The sequence below is a fragment of the Pseudomonadota bacterium genome (assembly GCA_039193195.1).
GTDB lineage: Bacteria > Pseudomonadota > Gammaproteobacteria > Steroidobacterales > JBCBZW01 > JBCBZW01.
This window is the reverse complement of the sequence record JBCCWS010000001.1, coordinates 288,529-305,922: the sequence shown is the minus strand read 5'-3', so window position 1 is coordinate 305,922 and position 17,394 is coordinate 288,529. Positions and strand designations below refer to the sequence as shown.

Annotated in this window: 12 protein-coding genes; 3 read left to right on the top strand and 9 right to left on the bottom strand. The window is 64.2% G+C overall.

The window, feature by feature from the left end:
- Positions 1-34: 34 nt before the first annotated feature.
- Positions 35-2,620: a DNA mismatch repair protein MutS gene (gene mutS, locus AAGA68_01295; protein MEM9383669.1), complete on the top strand. Its 2,586-nt coding sequence runs from the start codon at positions 35-37 to the stop codon at positions 2,618-2,620.
- Positions 2,621-2,625: 5 nt separating this feature from the next.
- Here mutS and AAGA68_01290 read toward each other — a convergent pair whose 3' ends face one another.
- The 4 genes from AAGA68_01290 to ilvB form a co-directional block, all read right to left on the bottom strand.
- On the bottom strand, positions 2,626-4,290 hold the full coding sequence (locus tag AAGA68_01290) for a SulP family inorganic anion transporter (GenBank protein ID MEM9383668.1): 1,665 nt from the start codon (positions 4,288-4,290) through the stop codon (positions 2,626-2,628).
- A gap of 66 nt (positions 4,291-4,356) precedes the next feature.
- Positions 4,357-5,580 (bottom strand): DegT/DnrJ/EryC1/StrS family aminotransferase, encoded by a 1,224-nt coding sequence (locus AAGA68_01285; GenBank protein ID MEM9383667.1) that lies wholly within the window; start codon positions 5,578-5,580, stop codon positions 4,357-4,359.
- Positions 5,577-6,563, bottom strand: coding sequence for a ketol-acid reductoisomerase (gene ilvC, locus AAGA68_01280; GenBank protein ID MEM9383666.1), 987 nt, complete (start codon positions 6,561-6,563; stop codon positions 5,577-5,579). Before ilvC ends, AAGA68_01285 begins: the two co-directional genes overlap by 4 nt.
- A gap of 118 nt (positions 6,564-6,681) precedes the next feature.
- Positions 6,682-8,544, bottom strand: a complete 1,863-nt coding sequence (gene ilvB, locus AAGA68_01275; protein ID MEM9383665.1) for a biosynthetic-type acetolactate synthase large subunit — start codon at positions 8,542-8,544, stop codon at positions 6,682-6,684.
- 48 nt (positions 8,545-8,592) lie between these two features.
- On the opposite strand from ilvB, the gene ilvN reads away from it, so the two are divergent.
- Entirely contained in the window at positions 8,593-9,144 is a 552-nt protein-coding gene (gene ilvN, locus AAGA68_01270) for an acetolactate synthase small subunit (protein MEM9383664.1), read from the top strand.
- Between the two features lie 14 nt (positions 9,145-9,158).
- On the opposite strand, the gene aspS is transcribed toward ilvN, so the two are convergent.
- From aspS to AAGA68_01255, 3 genes are all read right to left on the bottom strand, one after another.
- Positions 9,159-10,955, bottom strand: a complete 1,797-nt coding sequence (gene aspS, locus AAGA68_01265) for an aspartate--tRNA ligase (protein MEM9383663.1) — start codon at positions 10,953-10,955, stop codon at positions 9,159-9,161.
- A 132-nt stretch (positions 10,956-11,087) separates the two neighbouring features.
- The gene (locus AAGA68_01260) at positions 11,088-11,804 is read right to left on the bottom strand and encodes a DUF502 domain-containing protein (protein ID MEM9383662.1); all 717 of its coding nucleotides are present in this window, start codon (positions 11,802-11,804) and stop codon (positions 11,088-11,090) included.
- A gap of 7 nt (positions 11,805-11,811) precedes the next feature.
- Positions 11,812-12,192: a zinc ribbon domain-containing protein gene (locus AAGA68_01255; GenBank protein MEM9383661.1), complete on the bottom strand. Its 381-nt coding sequence runs from the start codon at positions 12,190-12,192 to the stop codon at positions 11,812-11,814.
- Between the two features lie 42 nt (positions 12,193-12,234).
- On the opposite strand from AAGA68_01255, the gene AAGA68_01250 reads away from it, so the two are divergent.
- Positions 12,235-13,029, top strand: coding sequence for a hydroxyacylglutathione hydrolase (locus AAGA68_01250; protein ID MEM9383660.1), 795 nt, complete (start codon positions 12,235-12,237; stop codon positions 13,027-13,029).
- A gap of 27 nt (positions 13,030-13,056) precedes the next feature.
- Here AAGA68_01250 and AAGA68_01245 read toward each other — a convergent pair whose 3' ends face one another.
- Together AAGA68_01245 and clpB are read right to left on the bottom strand one after the other, a co-directional pair.
- On the bottom strand, positions 13,057-14,502 hold the full coding sequence (locus AAGA68_01245) for a protein kinase (protein ID MEM9383659.1): 1,446 nt from the start codon (positions 14,500-14,502) through the stop codon (positions 13,057-13,059).
- Between the two features lie 211 nt (positions 14,503-14,713).
- Complete coding sequence (gene clpB / locus AAGA68_01240; protein ID MEM9383658.1) at positions 14,714-17,305, bottom strand: ATP-dependent chaperone ClpB; 2,592 nt, start codon at positions 17,303-17,305, stop codon at positions 14,714-14,716.
- Positions 17,306-17,394 lie beyond the last annotated feature (89 nt).

Here is a 17,394-nt window from a genome sequence, read left to right as displayed (position 1 = left end):
GTCAACGCCCGCCAGCTTACAGGATCATACGCCGATGATGCGGCAGTATCTGACCCTAAAAGCGGAGCATGCAGATGTTTTACTTTTCTACCGCATGGGCGATTTCTACGAGCTGTTCTACGACGATGCTCGCAAAGCCGCCCGCCTCATCGACATAACGCTCACCACTCGCGGCAAGTCTGCCGGTCACCCGATCCCCATGGCCGGCGTGCCCTACCACGCGGCCGACAGCTACCTCGCCAAGCTCGTGCGCTTAGGCGAGACCGTGGCCATCTGCGAACAGGTCGGTGACCCGGCCACGAGCAAGGGCCCCGTCGAGCGACGCGTCACGCGGATCGTCACGCCAGGCACGCTCACGGACGAGTCTCTGCTCGAGAGCCACCGCGACACCTTACTGCTATGCGTTGCGACCCACGCTGCCATGCCAGACGAGCAGACGAAAATCGGCATTGCGTGGTTGGATCTGGCGAGCGGCCGGTTCAGCGTCATGGAGGTGGAGGGCCTGGCCGCGCTGGCGGCTGAGTTGGAACGCCTACAACCGGCGGAGGTCCTGCTGTACGAGGGACTCACCTTGCCCGAGCGCTTGACCCAAGGACGCGCCACGCGAGAGCGCCCGCCCTGGCACTTCGAGCATGAGGCCGCGCAACGCCTGCTGTGCCAACAGCTCGGCTCACGCGATCTGTCCGGCTACGGCTGTGGCGGCCTGCCGCTTGCCGTCGGCGCCGCAGGTGCCCTCCTGCAGTACGTGCGCGACACCCAGCGCAGCGCCCTGCCACACCTCACCACCCTGCGCACGGAGCGACGCGATGAGGCGCTGGTGCTCGATGCCATCACGCGGCGCAATCTAGAGCTCGACCGCAGCCTTGCTGGACGCGACGAGTTTACCCTCCTCGGCGTCATGGACCGTACGGCCACGCCCATGGGCAGTCGCCGCTTGCGTCGCCTGCTTACCAGGCCACGGCGGGACCATGCGCTGCTCAGCGCCCGCTACGACGCGGTGGAGCAGCTCGATCAATCGCGCCTCGCTAGCGCCGCGCACGATGCCCTCAACGAGCTGGGCGACCTGGAGCGAATCGTCTCGCGGGTCGCCCTCGCCTCCGCCCGCCCGCGCGACCTCGCCCAGCTGCGCGATGCGCTGACCGCCGCACCGGCGATCGCCGCGCTGCTGACCGAGCTGACCTCGCCAGTGCTGCGCGAGCTGGCAGACGCGCTGCTCGGCCACGAGGCCGCAGCCGCCCTGCTGACCCGCGCGGTGCTGGAGGCACCCCCGCCGCTGATCCGTGACGGCGGAGTGATCGCACCAGGCTACAACGAAACGCTGGACCGTCTGAGGGGTCTTTCGCAAAACGCGGATGCCTTCCTGGTCGAACTCGAGCAGCGCGAACGCGAGCGCACGGGGCTGTCCACCCTGAAGGTAGGCTACAACCGCGTGCACGGGTACTACATCGAGCTTTCGCGCGGCCAATCGGGCGAGGCGCCGCCAGAGTACACGCGTCGCCAGACCCTCAAGGGCGCAGAGCGCTTCATCACCGAGGAGCTGAAGCGCCACGAGGACGAAGTACTCAGCGCCCGCGACAAGTCCCTAGCCCTGGAGAAGCAACTCTACGAGGAGCTCTTAGCGGAGCTCGGCAACGTTGTCGCACCGCTGCAAGCCTTCGCTGAGGCCCTAGCTGCGCTGGATGTGTACGCCAACCTTGCCGAACGGGCCGAGGCCCTGGGCCTCGTACGCCCGACGCTCAGCGACGAGCCCGTACTGGCAATCGAGGACGGTCGTCACCCGGTCGTCGAACAGACCCTAGACGCGCCCTTCATCGGCAATGACCTGCGCCTTGATCCGCAACGCCGCTTGCTGGTGATCACCGGACCGAACATGGGCGGCAAGTCTACCTACATGCGACAGACCGCTCTGATCCTGGTCCTTGCCCACGCCGGCAGCTTCATCCCCGCTCGCGCTGCCACCGTCGGCCCCGTCGACCGAATCTTCACCCGCATCGGCGCCTCCGACGACCTCGCCGGCGGCAACTCCACCTTCATGGTTGAGATGAACGAGACGGCGAACATTCTCAATAACGCTACGCAACGCAGCGTGGTGCTGATGGACGAGGTGGGACGCGGGACAAGCACCTTCGACGGCCTCTCCTTGGCGTGGGCCGCCGCGCGCTACATCGCCAGACAGGTAGGGGCCTTCACCCTATTCGCCACCCACTACTTCGAACTCACCTCCCTGGAACGCGAGGTGGAGGGATGCGCCAACGTACACCTGGACGCCACTGAGCACGGCGAGCAGTTGGTTTTTCTGCACGCCGTCAAGGACGGACCGGCGAACCAGAGCTACGGCTTAGCGGTCGCTCGCCTGGCGGGCGTGCCGCGGCCCGTGATCGACGATGCGCGGACCTATCTGGCGGAGCTGGAACAAGACTACGCCCGCCATGGAGGCGATGGGCAACAGGCCTCGCTGCCCCTGTTTGCCCCGACCGCACCGCCGGCGAAGACCGCGGATGAAGCTCGCCCGAAAGAAGACCGCTTGAGAGCGAAAGTGCAAGCCCTAGACCCAGATGCGCTCTCGCCGCGCCAGGCTCTCGAAGCGCTGTACGCCCTTCGAGAGCTGCTGGACGACTAGCTCCCTTAGGCGAGCTGCGGCGCTGCGCCCGCCTCCACTTGCTTGATGTTCTTCACAGCCAAGCGCAGGGCATCGATACGCTTAGGATGGTAGGCATCCACCTGCAGACAGTGATCCGCATCCAGGCCCGTCAGCGTGGCACGTACAGCGTCGTTCGCCCCGCTCACGTACACGAGCTTGCCCATGCGCTTGCCATCACACGCGATCGTCTCGACGGCCCGGGCGGCGGAGACGTCGATAAACGGCACGCGCGAGAAGTCTAGGATGATGGCGTCGGTATTGTCCTTGGACTTCATGCGCACTTGGTGGCCAACATCAGCTGCCGCGCCAAAGCTAAGCGGACCGGAAAAGTCGAACACGGTCACCCGACCGAGAGCCTGCTCGAACAGCGCAGCCTCCTGGGGATCTTCGATCCGATCCGGGATACCTTGCAGCATCTCCAGCTGCTGCTGCGCCACCTGACGAACGAAGGCTAGGGCCGCCAGGAAGACGCCCACCGCGACCGCCGTTATCAGATCGGCGAAGACCGTCAGGGCGAGCACCAAGGCCATCAGCACCAGATCCCAGCGCGGGCCGCGGTGCGCCTTGCGCAGGTAGCTCCAATCGATGATATCAACGCCGACCTTCACCAGAATGCCGGCCAGGGCCGCATGGGGAATGGCCGCTGCAATCGGCCCCGCCCCCAAGACGACGATGAGCAAGATTACGGAGTGAATCATGCCCGAGATCTTGGTGTTGCCGCCGGCGCGGATGTTGACCACAGTGCGCATCGTGGCGCCAGCACCTGCGATACCGCCGAGGAATCCAGCCACGATGTTACCCACGCCCTGACCGAAGAGTTCGCGGTTCGAATCATGGCGCGTACGCGTCATGTTGTCCGCAACCAGGGAGGTGAGCAGGCTGTCGATCGCGCCCAAAGCCGCCAAGATGATGGCCGCCTCCACCACCACCAGCACCACGCCACGCCCCTCGGCGCTCATCAGATCCAGAGCCGGCAGGTGAAGCTCCGGCAACCCGGTCGGGACGTTCGCAAGCACGGGAACCTCGATGAATAGGCTTGCGATCGTGGCGACGATTAGCGCGGCTAGCGGCCCGGGCAAATACTTACCCAGACGCTGGGGCCAGCCGTACACGACGGCGAGGGCGATCGCACCGATCAACACGGCACTAGGATTAGCGTTAGCTAGCGCTTCCGGAAGGAAGCGCAGTGACTCGACCGTTCCCTTCGGCGGCTCGTGCCCTAGCAGGCGGCCAATCTGCAGGATGATGATGATGGCGCCGATACCGCTCATAAAACCGGACACCACCGGGTATGGCACCAGGCGAATGTACTGCCCCAAGCGTAGGGCACCGAACACTATTTGCAGGACCCCCGCCATAATGACGGCGGTGAAGACAAGCTCAGGCGGGTGCCCGTCACGGGCGAGGGACTCCACTAGGCCGGCGACCACGACGATCATCGGCCCCGTGGGCCCCGAGATCTGGGAGGGCGTGCCACCCAGCATAGAAGCGAAGAAGCCGACCGCAATGGCGCCGTACATGCCGGCGATGGCGCCACCCTCGGCGCCGGAGGCCACGCCTAAGGCTAGTGCTAGGGGCAGGGCGACGACGCCCGCCGTGACCCCACCGTAGATATCACCCTTCAGATCCGGGGTCGAGAAAAAGCCCATAGTGAATTCCGTTCTATACAAAGCGTTCAGCACTCGGTGCGGCCGCGCCCGGCGCTCGACGCTGGCTCAAGCGTCGAAGTACCTGGCGATACCGCTCACCACGTAGTCCTGCTGGGCATCGGTCAACTCGGAGTAAACCGGGATGGCCAGCGTGCGATCGGCCGCCTGCTCAGCAGCCGGCAAGTCGCCTCGACGATACCCGAGCGGTGCGAAGCACTGTTGCAAGTGCAGCGCAACAGGATAGTAGACCTCGCAACCAATACCTCGTTCCCGCAGGCTCGCCTTGAAGGACTCGCGCTGCGAAGCATCGTCTGCGCCGGCCGCCAAACGCACCACGTATTGGTTGAAGACATGGCGGTAGCCGGGCGTTCGCACGGGAAGGACCAGCGCCTCCCCGACCGCTTGCGCAATCTCCCCATCGTAGTACTCGGCGTTGGCCTGCCGACCCGATGTCCAGGTATCCAAGTACCGCAGCTTTACCGAAAGAATCGCCGCCTGCAACGCGTCCAGGCGGAAGTTGCCTCCAACGATGCTGTGGTAGTAGCGCTGTTCGCCACCGTGCACGCGCAGCACGCGCAGGCGTTCGGCCACCTCTGGGTCACGCGCCACACACAGCCCGCCATCTCCGAAGGCACCGAGATTTTTGCTGGGAAAGAAGGAAAAACAGCCGATATCGCCACGGCTGCCGGCACGCCTGCCGCGCTCATCCTCAGCCCCGATGGCCTGCGCCGCATCCTCGATCAGGTGGAGCCCAAATTCCCCAGCCAGGGCCAGCATCGCGTCCATATCGACCAGCTGACCGAACAGGTGCACGGGCACTATCGCGCGCACGCGCCCGCCCGTCGGGCGGTGCAGGAGCCTGCCATCGCGGCAGTGCTCGCACCGCTCGCGCAGGAACCGCTCGACGGCGGTGGGATCGAGGTTGTAGGTGTTCGCGTCGATGTCACAGAACACCGGACGCGCCCCAAGGCGGGCAATCGTGCCCGCCGTGGAGAAGAAGGAGTACGGCGAGGTGATCACCTCATCGCCTGGGCCGATGCCGAAGGCCATGAGGGCGGCCAGCAGCGCGTCCGTCCCCGAGGACATGCCGATGGCATGGGGAACCCGACAGTAGGCAGCAACCTCCTCCTCGAAGGCCGCTACCTTCGGTCCCAAGACGAAGTACTGGCTGTCGCAGACCTCGCGCAGGGCCAATTCGACCTCGTCACGGATCGTTTCGTACTGGGCCTTGAGGTCCAGCAGCGGTACGGCGCTGATCGCGGAATCACCCGCACCAGCGTTCCTGCTCACTCCTCCAGCCAGGGCATGTAGCCGCGCAACTTGGCGCCAACCTCTTCGATCGGGTGCTCGAGATCATCCTTCAGCAAAGCCTCGTAACGCGGCTTGCCCTTGTCGTTCTCAGCGATCCACTCGCGGGCGAAGGTGCCGTCCTGAATGTCATTCAGCACCGCCTTCATCGCATCCTTGGCGTGCCCGTCGACGACCCGCGGACCGGAGATGAGATCCCCCCACTTGGCGGTCTCGGAGATGAACTGGTGCATCTTTTTCAGTCCACCCTCATGCAGCAGATCGACGATCAGCTTCAGCTCGTGCATGACCTCAAAGTAGGCCACCTCGGGCTTGTAGCCGGCCTCTGTTAGGGTCTCGAAGCCCTTTAGCACCAGTTCGGTCACGCCACCGCAGAGCACCGCCTGCTCACCGAACAGGTCCGTTTCCGTCTCTTCTTTAAAGGTGGTCTCCAGCACACCGGTGCGGCTGCCGCCGAGGCCGTGCGCGTAGGCCAACGCCCGCACCAGACCTTGGCCACTCGCGTCCTGGTGTACGGCGACCAGGCAAGGCACACCGCGGCCGAGCTCATACTGGCGTCGAACGAGATCGCCGGGGCCCTTCGGCGCGATGAGCACGATGTCTATGCCCGAGCCAGGCTCGATCGTGCCAAAGTGAATGTTGAACCCGTGCGCGAAGAGCACCGTGGCCCCCACGTCCAGATGAGTCTCGATCTGCTTGTAGAGACCCGCCTGAGAGGTATCCGGCGTGAGGATCGCCACAAGCGTGGCTCCCTTGACGGCTTCGACAGGCTCAGCGACGGCCATGCCGTCCGCGACGGCCTTGTCCCAGCTGGCGCCGCCGGGACGCAGGCCCACCACCACCTCATAGCCGCTATCCCGCAGATTCAACGCGTGGGCACGCCCTTGGCTACCGTAGCCGAGTACCGCGATGCGCTTGCCGTCGAGGGGCGCGGAACTCATGTCCTTCTGCGTGTAGATATGCACTTTTCTTCTCTCCTGGCAGGCTTCGCCGCGATATGTACGGGTGGCGTGTTGTCGTTAGGGTAGCTGACCTGGTCCGCAGGTGCGTACGCGGCGCGCACTGGCGGCGAGGCAGCGTGGACTAGAACATCTCTGTGGGGTCGACGGCGCCGGGCTCGACCGGATCACGGGACACGATGTGCTCACCAGTGACCATCTGCGCGTAGCTCATGCCGGGCCCGACCATCGGGTAGACGCCTGCATCCGGATCGATGATCACCTCAAGGAACGCGGGGCCCGGGTAGGCCACGAACTGCGCGACGACGCTCGGCAGATCTTCCTTGCGATCAAGGCGCACGGCGTAGCCGTAACCATCGGCCTGGGCAGCCTTCACGAAGTCTTTCTTGTGCAGGGACTTATCACTTGCCGCAAGGCGCCCCTTGAAGAACAGCTTCTGCCACTGCTTGACCATGCCGTCGCCGAAGTTGTTCAGAACAACCACCTTCACCGGCAGATCGTAGGTGGTGACGGTCTCCAGGTCACCAAGGTTCATGCGGATACTCGCATCGCCGTCGATATCGATGACTAGTCGCTCGGGATCGGCGAACTGGGCGCCTATCGCCGCAGGCAAGCCGAAGCCCATGGTGCCCATACTCCCCGAGGTGAGCCAAAGGCGAGGTTCGCAAAAGTCAAAGTACTGGGCTGCCCACATCTGGTGTTGTCCAACGCCGGTCGCGATGATCGCCCTTCCCTTTGTGTGGCGATTGATCTCCTCGATCACGTGGTATGGCTGGATCAGCTTCGCGTCGCGATCGTAGTTCATCGCGTGGCGCGTCTTCAACGCGTGCACGTGTTCGTGCCAGCGCGCGAAGGACTTGCGGAAGCCCGTGGCACGTGCGTGGGCAACCAGCGCGCGCAGGGCGTCGCGCAGCACACCCACATGATGCCAATCGACCGCCTTAACCTTGTTGATCTCAGACACGTCGATATCGAAATGAGCGATGTGGCGGGTCTTGGGGGCGAACTGCGAGGGCACGCCAGCCACCCGATCGTCGAAGCGCGAGCCGACCGCGATGAGGAAGTCGCAGTCCTCCACGGCGTAGTTAGCAAAGGCCGTGCCGTGCATGCCGAGCATGTGCAGGGAGAGATCGTCAGTGGTATCGAAGGCGCCGATACCCATTAGCGTGGTGACCACCGGGATACCACACTCGCGCGCAAGGGCACTCACGGCCTCACTTGCCTCCCCGTTAATCACGCCGCCGCCTACGTAGAGTAGGGGCGCCTCGCATTCGCGAAGCATGTTGAAGAATCGCTCGATCTGCTCCGGGCGCAGCACGTTGCGCTCCATGCGGGCCATTCGCTGGCGGTAGCCGGGGATGGGCAAGGTGCCTACGCCGGCGAAGGTCAGCTCCGCGGTTTGCACGTTCTTCGGAATGTCCACCACTACGGGCCCTGGGCGGCCGCTGCGAGCCAGCTCGAAGGCTGTGCGCAGGGTGGCTTCTAGGCGGTCCGCTTCGGTCACCAGGAAAACGTGCTTGCAGGCCGCACCCATGATGCTGCTGACGGGCGCTTCCTGGAACGCATCGGTGCCGATCGCCGTGGTCGGCACCTGGCCGCAGAGCACTACGATCGGCGTGGAGTCTGCCATGCAGTCGCGCACGGAGGTGACCGTGTTGGTGGCGCCAGGTCCGGAGGTGACCATGACAACCCCGACCTCGCCACTGGCGCGCGCATAGCCGGAGGCCATGAACGCGGCGCCCTGCTCGTTCGCTGGCACCACCATCTCGATGACATCCTCGATACCGTTTTTCGACGGTTGGCGGTTGGCGTTGTAGCGAAAGACCGCGTCGAAGGTGGGCAAGATCGCCCCGCCGCTGTAGCCAAAGACGTGCCGTACCCGCTCCTGCGCTAACACCTCGACAATGATCTCGGCACCGGTGAGCGTCTCGCCCGCACGCGGGTGGGCGGACTGCTCGGCGCTAACGTCAGCACTGTGTTCCAGCATCGGGGTAGCCACTGCGGTTTTAGAAACGGTATCTTTCAGATTAACGCTTTGCAGCAATCGGAAATCAAGGGCTTCGGCCATATGCGCCACATCATCTCCATCATCCTGCAGAACGAGGCCGGCGCCCTGACCCGCGTAGCCGGATTGTTCTCCACCCGCGGCTACAATATCGAGACCCTAAACGTGGCGCCCACGGCAGATCAGCGCGTCTCACGAATCTCCTTGGTGACCAAGGGACCCGACGCGGTGATCGCTCAGATCTGCAGCCAGCTGCTCAAGCTGGTCGATGTCGTCGATCTGGTGGATCTGACCGATGGACCTCACTTCGAACGCGAACTGCTGCTGCTGAAGATGCGCGTGTCTTCGGAGCGACACGAGACGCTCGAGGAGTTGGTGAATCATCGTGGGGGGCGCGTGCTGGACGAGCGACCCGAGACCTTCACCCTGGAGTACAGCGCCTCGGGCGCCGACGTCGACCGCTTTATCGAGGTCGCGGCACGTCACGGCGAGGTCCTTACGCTCGCCCGCAGCGGCCCCGTAGCGGCCTCCGTGGGCGAACCGCGAACGCCCTGGGCGCCCTACGGACTGACGTCCGAGTGAGGAGTTGCTTGGCCCTAGCTCGCGCTGCCGTCGGCGGCCGCTTGGCCCTGGGGCGTGCGCACGCGAATCGACAGTTCGCGCAGCTGGCGGTCGGAAACCATACCGGGCGCGTCCGTCAACGGGTCGTGTGCGGTTTGGGTCTTGGGGAAAGCGATCACGTCGCGAATGTTGTCCGTGCCCGCCAACAGCATCACGATGCGGTCCAAGCCGAAGGCGATCCCGCCGTGGGGCGGGCACCCGTACTTGAGCGCATCTAGAAGGAAGCCGAACTTCTCCCGGGCCTCGTCGTCCTCGATGCCCAGGGTGCGGAACACCACCTGCTGAATGTCTTCGCGGTGAATGCGCACCGAGCCGCCGCCTATCTCGTAGCCGTTGAGCACCATGTCGTAGGCCATCGAGTTCGCGCCACCGGGATCTGCCGCCAGAGCCTGCGCGTCGCTGGTAGCGGGCGCGGTGAATGGATGGTGCAGAGCGACCCAGCGATTCTCCTTGTCATCGTGCTCGAACATCGGGAAGTCGACCACCCACAGGGGGGCCCAGTCGCCCTCGAGCATGTCGAGATCGCGGCCGATCTTGGCGCGCAGGGCGCCCATGGCATCGCTCACCACGGCGGCCTTGTCAGCGCCGAAGAATACGATGTCGCCGTCAACGCAGGCCGTGCGCTCGACAATCCTGGCCACTGCTTCGTCGTCGAGGAACTTGAGGATCGGCGACTGCAGGCCCGCGCGCCCCTTGGCCACATCGTTAACCTTGATGTACGCCAGGCCGCGCGCGCCGTAGCGCCCGACGAACTCCGTGTAGCCGTCGATGTCCTTCCGGCTGATCTTGGCGCCGCCGGGCACGCGCAGAGCCGCCACCCGTCCCTTGGGATCCTTGGCCGGACCGGAGAAGACCTTGAAGTCGACGCTGGCCATGACATCGCCCAACTCGATCAGCTCCAAGGGGATGCGCAAATCGGGCTTGTCACTCCCGAAGCGCTCCATCGCCTCGGCGTAGCTCATGCGCGGGAACGGTGCCGGGAGCTCAAGGTCCATGACCTCACGAAACAGCTCGCGGATCATTTGCTCCATCAACGAGGTGATCTCACCTTGATCCATGAAGGAGGTCTCGATATCCAGTTGGGTGAACTCGGGCTGGCGGTCGGCGCGCAGGTCTTCATCACGGAAGCACTTCACGATCTGATAGTAGCGATCGAAACCGCTCATCATCAGCAGCTGCTTGAAGAGCTGCGGTGACTGAGGCAACGCGAAAAACTTGCCCCCATGGGTGCGACTGGGCACCAAGTAGTCGCGGGCGCCCTCGGGTGTCGCGCGCGTCAGCACGGGGGTTTCCACGTCGATGAAGCCCTGCGAGTCGAGGTGGGCGCGTAGGCTCTGCGTCACGCGGTGGCGTAGCTTGAGTCGCTCGAGCATCTCCTCGCGGCGCAGATCGAGGTAGCGGTAGCGCAAGCGCAGCTCTTCGCTGACGGTTTCATCGTGTTGGAAGGGCGGCGTTTGCGCCGTGTTCAGCACTTCCAGCTCCTTGGCGAGGAGCTCCACTGCACCGCTTCGCATGCTCGGGTTCTCGCCGCCCTCAGGCCGTGCGCGTAGGCGGCCCCGAATGCGTAAGACGTACTCGGAACGCACGCGCTCAGCCGATGCGAAGGCCTCCTCCGTGTCCGGATCGACCACCACTTGCAGAATGCCCTGGACGTCACGCAAGTCGATGAAGATCACCCCACCGTGGTCACGGCGTCGGTGGACCCAGCCGGCCACCTCGATCTCTTGGCCGATGAAGGTTTGGTCAACGAGGCCGCAATAGTGCGTACGCATGGCTTACAGATATCCGCTTGGCTTGCCGCGGGGCTGGGCCCGCAGCGGGTGACTATCAGGATCGGTCGCCTCAGGCAGCGCCCGCCGACGTTTCAGGTCGAGTAGCCTGCCGATCCGGAAGGACCGGCGATGTTAAGAGTTGGACTGCCGCGGTGCAAGATCGGCGGTCCCAGGCAAGCTGGCCGGGTCCAGGCCCGCCGCGCCCTCCACGGTCACCGGCCGCGATTCGGTCTCTGCGCCCTCCTGCGGGTACGGCGGAATCACCGAGCCCATGGAGATCACCATCTTCATCGCGTCATCCACCTTCATGTCGAGGAGGCGAATATCGGCCCTCGGGGCCAGGATCAGAAAGCCAGAGGTGGGGTTGGGGGTGGTGGGAACGAACACGCTAATCAGCTCCGGCTCCTCTGAACGCACCTGCACCTCGCCCTGGCGCTCGGACGTGAGGAAGCCAAGGCTCCAGGCACCGCGCCGCGGGTACTCCACGAGCACCACCTGCTTGAAGGGCTTGCCGCCTTCGTCCAGCAGTTGCTCCGCAACCTGCTTGACGCCCGAGTACAGGGTGCGGATGAGCGGGATGCGGCCGAGCAGGGACTCCCAAAAATCGACCATGGCACGGCCGACGAAGTTGGCTGCAAACATACCGGTTCCCAGCAGCACGATCAGGGTCAGGATGATTCCGAGGCCGGGAATACTGAAGCCGAGCCATACCTCGGGACGGGCGTGCGCCGGGAGCAGCAGGAGCGTGCGGTCGGCCAGGTTCACCAAGGCACGCAGCACGAACACGGTCACGGCGGCGGGCACCCAGACGAGCAGGCCTGCCACCAGATAGCGTCGAAGACGCTTCATGCTGGACTCAGTTCGCTGCTGAGGATTTTTTCGGCGAGGCATCGTTCTTCACGGAGGAGGATTTCTTGCTGGCGGCATCGCCGCTATTGCTGCTGGCCGCGCTCTTCGTGCTGTCCGCTTTGGCGCCTTCACCTCCCTTGGGTGAATCGCCGGTGGGCTTTGTCTCCCCGCCACCGTCGGCGCCGTCTGCGAGATTGCGCTTGTTCTGCGATTTGAAGTCCGTCTCGTACCAGCCGCTGCCCTTAAGGCGAAAGCGCGGGGCAGACATGAGCTTCTTCAAGGCTGGCTGGCCGCAGGCGGCGCAATCTACGAGCGGATCGTCAGACATGCGCTGAAGCGCGTCTTGGCGATGACCGCACGACTCGCATTGGTACTCGTAGATGGGCATGGTAGTCCTCTAGCAATCGTCTCGGGCCCGCGGGCATCAATCATGATCGTACGACAGATCTGGACAGCGAACGCCTATCGCAATTTCAACTATTTGGTGGCCTGCGAAGAGACCGGCCAAGCGCTCGCCATCGATCCCCTAGACTATCGCCAGTGCCTGGAGGTCGCGCGCGCCAACGGCTTCGAGATCACGCAGATCCTGAATACCCACGAACATGGGGACCATGTCGGCGGAAACAAGGCCATGGTGAGTGCCACCCGCGCCCGCGTGCTCGCCCATGCTGGTGCGGCCGATCGTATCCCGGGCGGCATCGACCGAGGGCTGAGCGCCGGCGAGGTGATTCGCGTCGGCAACACCGTCGATCTCGAGTGCCTGGACACGCCCGGGCATACGATGAGCCACATCTGCCTGCTCTCGCGCACAGACTCGCCAGCCCTGTTCAGCGGTGACACCCTGTTCAACGCTGGCGCCGGCAACTGCCACAACGGCGGGCACCCAGCCCAACTCTACGACACCTTCAGCACACTGCTCTCGCAGCTCAGCGATCACACCCGTGTCTACCCGGGACATGACTACTTGGCACACAACCTGCGCTTCACCCTGGACCGGGAACCAGACAACCAGGCCGCCCAGGACTTACTCGCCGCCCAGGGCAATCACAACCCCGCCCAGGCGTACGTCACCACCGTTGGCGAGGAACGACGCGTCAACACTTTCTTCCGCCTTCAACAGCCAACGGTTATCGCCGAGCTACGCAAGCGCTTTCCCGAGCTGGATGAACACCCGAGCGCACGCGAGGTATTCCTGCGACTTCGCGAGCTGCGCAACGACTGGTAGGCGCGCGACGCGGCTGGGCCCGACTGACTAGTTGGCCGTCGGCTCGAAGGGAAGGTCGCGCAGCTGCTCGTCGATGGCCTCGATCACCTCGTCGGCGGTGGCGTAGCGATCGGCCTTGTCTTTGGCCATCATCCGATTGATCAGGCCCTGCAAAGATCCCACTTCGCCGGGCAGGTCCGGAACGGGCGCGCGCACGTGCATGTCGATGACGCGCACCGCCGAGTCCGCGAGGTAGGGGCGACGACCAGCCAGCATCTCGAACAGTACACAGCCCAGGCTGTAGATATCGCTGGAACCGTCCACCTTGGCCCCCGTCCCCTGCTCTGGGCTGAGGTATGAAGGCGTACCTAGCACGCGACCGGCCTGCGCCAGGGTCTGGCCCGCGGGCAACTTCGCCAGCCCAAAATCGATCAACGCCACGGAGCCGTCCTCACGCAGCATCACGTTGCCGGGCTTCAAATCACGATGGTAGATACCGTGCGAGTGGATTAGCTTCAAGGCCTGAGCGATACCGCGGGCATAGTGCAACGCGGCGTGGGTGCTCATGGCACGGCGCATACGACGACCGAGGTCGCCGCCGGCGAAGTACTCGACCACAAGGTAGGCGCCGTCTTCGCGCACGCCGCTGTCGAACACCTTAACCACGCGCCGATCGTTGAGGCTCGCAATGACTTCGTACTCGCGCTTGAACACCCGCACGTTGTCGAGGTTGCCAAGCTTCTGCACGTAAGGCATGAACTTGATCACCACGTGGCGCTGGCGTCGTTCATCGAGCGCCAGGTAGGTGGTAGCCGTCCCCCCCTCGCCGACCAGGCGCACAATCCGGTAACCCGGGATGTCCGGGGCGTTGGCCAAGCCCTCGCGGGTGAAATCCCGCTCGCTCGGTGAGGCCTTCACGGACTTCAACCGTTTCGGCTCGCTCGCTGGCGCCGACACCTTGGGCGCGGACGGATCGCGCGTCGCTGAGTCCGACTCGCCCCGACCGTTGCCCTTGGCCGCCTGCTCGCGCTCTTCTGCGCTGCGCCGCTTTGCCTTGCTTTTGGTTGGGAGACGACCGCCCGCCAAGCACTCCTTTATCGCGCGGATCAAGACATGGTCCTCAAGACGCGGGAGCGGCAGGTAGTCGCTGGCACCGTACTTGATGGCCGCGGCCGCGAGCCACTCGTTACCCTCCAACGCAAGGTAGAGCAAAGGTACGCGGGGAGCGGTGGCGCGAAGATTCACCAGCGGGGCGAGAATAGCGTCCCAGTCCTCATCAGCGCTCACCCCAGCGCCGTCCTGAGCCACGATCACGATATCGTAGTGACGAGACTCCACAGCTGCGAGGATCGCCTCGTCCACCCGCGTCGCCTGCGCCACGTCCAGCCCAGGCACCTTTGCCTGTAAACGGGGCAGGAACGCATCGATCGCCGCCTGACTGGTATCGTCATCGCGTTCGGTGATCGACTGTCGCTGCAATAGCAGGATGCGCATTCAGGCAGGACTCCTGGCTCGCTCCCGATGGGGGAAGTGGTACGAAGGGGGTCGCTAGGTACCGTTGGGCGGTGCTGGGCCGAACGCCTTGACGGGCGCGCCCACACCTAACCCTGTGTAAGGGGATCACCCTATCAACCCCTGAGTGTAGCGACATGGTACCGATCCCCGCGTGAACCGGTGCACATGATTCGATGATTATGCCCCGTCCTTAGCCGCTTGCCGCCCGAGCCTCCCTCGAAAACTCCAAAGTTTCTGCATCCTCACGGACATCCACATGCACGTGGTCATTTGGTCCCAAACGCCCGGAGAGGATCTCTTGGGCCAGGGGATTCTCTACCTGGCTTTGAATCGCGCGCTTCAGGGGCCGTGCGCCATACACCGGGTCGAAGCCTGCGTCGGCCAGGCGCACCACCGCCGCATCGCTGAGACTCAGCGTCATATCGCGCTCCGCCAGGCGTGCCTGCAGATACTCCAGTTGGATTGAGACGATGCGCCTGATCTCCTCCACGCCGAGGGGATGGAACACGACGATGTCGTCCACACGGTTCAGGAACTCGGGGCGGAAGTGCTGGCCGACCACGCCCATCACGGCTCTCTTCATCTGCTGATAGTTGTCTTCGCCAGCCAGCTCTTGGATCAGCTCGGAGCCCAAGTTGGAGGTCATGACGATCACCGTGTTGCGAAAGTCCACTGTGCGGCCCTGGCCATCCGTCAGGCGGCCGTCGTCGAGCACCTGGAGCAGCACGTTGAATACGTCCGGGTGCGCCTTCTCCACCTCATCGAGCAGGATGACGGAGTAGGGGCGGCGGCGTACCGCTTCGGTCAGGTAACCGCCTTCCTCGTAGCCTACGTAGCCGGGCGGGGCACCGATGAGTCGTGCCACGGAGTGCTTCTCCATGAACTCGGACATGTCGATGCGCACCATCGCTTCCTCCGCGTCGAAAAGGAAGCTAGCGAGGGCCTTGGTCAGTTCCGTCTTCCCTACGCCCGTCGGCCCAAGAAACAGGAACGAGCCATTCGGACGGCGGGGATCGGACAGACCGGCCCGTGAGCGACGGATGGCATTGCTGACCGCCACTACCGCCTCGTGCTGGCCAACCACACGCTCACCCAAGACCTGCTCCATGCGCAGGAGCTTGTCCCTTTCGCTCTCGAGCATGCGCGAGACGGGAATGCCGGTCCAACGCGAGACCACCTCGGCGATCTCCTCCTCGGTCACCTTGTTGCGCAAGAGGGTGGTGCTCGCCTCCGTGCTCTCGGCGTCGGCAAGCTGCTTCTCGAGAGCTGGTATGCGCCCGTACTGCAGCTCCGACATGCGCGTGAGGTCGCCGGCACGACGGGCGTTGTCGAGCTCCTGGCGAGCCTGCTCTAAGGCCTCCTTCAGATGGGTCGAGCCCTGTACAGCAGCCTTCTCCGCCAGCCAAACCTCCTCGAGATCGGCGTACTCACGCTCGCCCTCTGCAATGCTGCCCTCGAGTTCGTCCAAGCGACGGCGCGACGCATCGTCCTTCTCCCGACGCAGCGCCTCGCGCTCGATCTTCCATTGGATGAGGCGCCGTTCGAGCTTGTCCAGCGATTCGGGCTTGGAATCGATCTCCATGCGGATGCGAGAGGCTGCCTCGTCGATCAGGTCGATGGCCTTATCGGGGAGCTGGCGATCAGCGATGTAGCGGTTGGACAGGGTCGCCGCGGCCACCACCGCCGGGTCGGTGATGTCAACGCTGTGATGCACTTCATAGCGTTCCTGCAAACCGCGCAAGATGGCAATCGTATCCTCTACCGTCGGCTCACCCACGAGGACCTTTTGAAAGCGTCGCTCGAGCGCGGCATCCTTCTCCACGTACTGGCGATACTCATCGAGCGTCGTGGCGCCGACACAGTGAAGCTCACCGCGGGCTAGGGCGGGCTTGAGCATATTGCCGGCGTCCATGGCGCCCTCGGCCTTGCCGGCACCGACCATCGTGTGCAGCTCGTCGATGAACAGGATGACCTGCCCCTCTTGCTTACTGAGTTCGTTAAGTACCGACTTGAGACGCTCTTCGAACTCGCCGCGGAACTTCGCGCCAGCGAGCAGCGACCCCATGTCCAAGGCGAGGATCCGCTTTCCGCGCAGACCCTCAGGGACTTCGCCGTTCACGATACGCTGGGCTAGACCTTCGACGATGGCGGTCTTGCCCACGCCGGGCTCACCGATAAGAACGGGGTTGTTCTTGGTGCGACGCTGGAGCACCTGAATCGTGCGCCGAATCTCCTCGTCGCGACCGATCACTGGATCCAACTTGCCCTGCTCGGCCCGCTCCGTGAGATCCTGCGTGAAGCGACTGAGCGCTTGGCGCGTATCTTCCGCGTTCGGATCCTCCACCGACTCCCCGCCACGGGCCGTGTCGATGGCGCGTTCCAGGGCTCCGCGCACGAGACCCGCGTCGCGCAAGATCGTGCCAAGCTTGCTCTTATCCTCACTAGCGGCGAGCACGAACAGCTCACTCGAGAGGTACTGGTCCTTGCGCTCCTGCGCTAACTTGTCAGTGACGTTGAGGAGCTTGGCGAGATCATTCGATAGGTGAACCTCACCGCCAGTGCCTTGCACTTGAGGCAGGCGATCGAGAGCCTCACCTAGCTTGGAGCGCAGCATGGCCACGTTCGCACCAGCGCTGACGAGCAACGGGCGGATCGCGCCGCCCTCGCTGTCGAGCAGGGCCCCCATCAGGTGAATCGGTTCGATGAACTGGTGATCGCGGCCAACGGCAAGCGATTGGGCATCGGCCAGGGCCGCCTGGAAGCGGGCGGTGAGCTTGTCCATCCGCATGTGTGAGACACCTCCCTCTGGGCTTTCTAATGGCAGAAGGTATCGGGGCACGACGCCGACAATTCAAGTCGCACCGAAGGGCG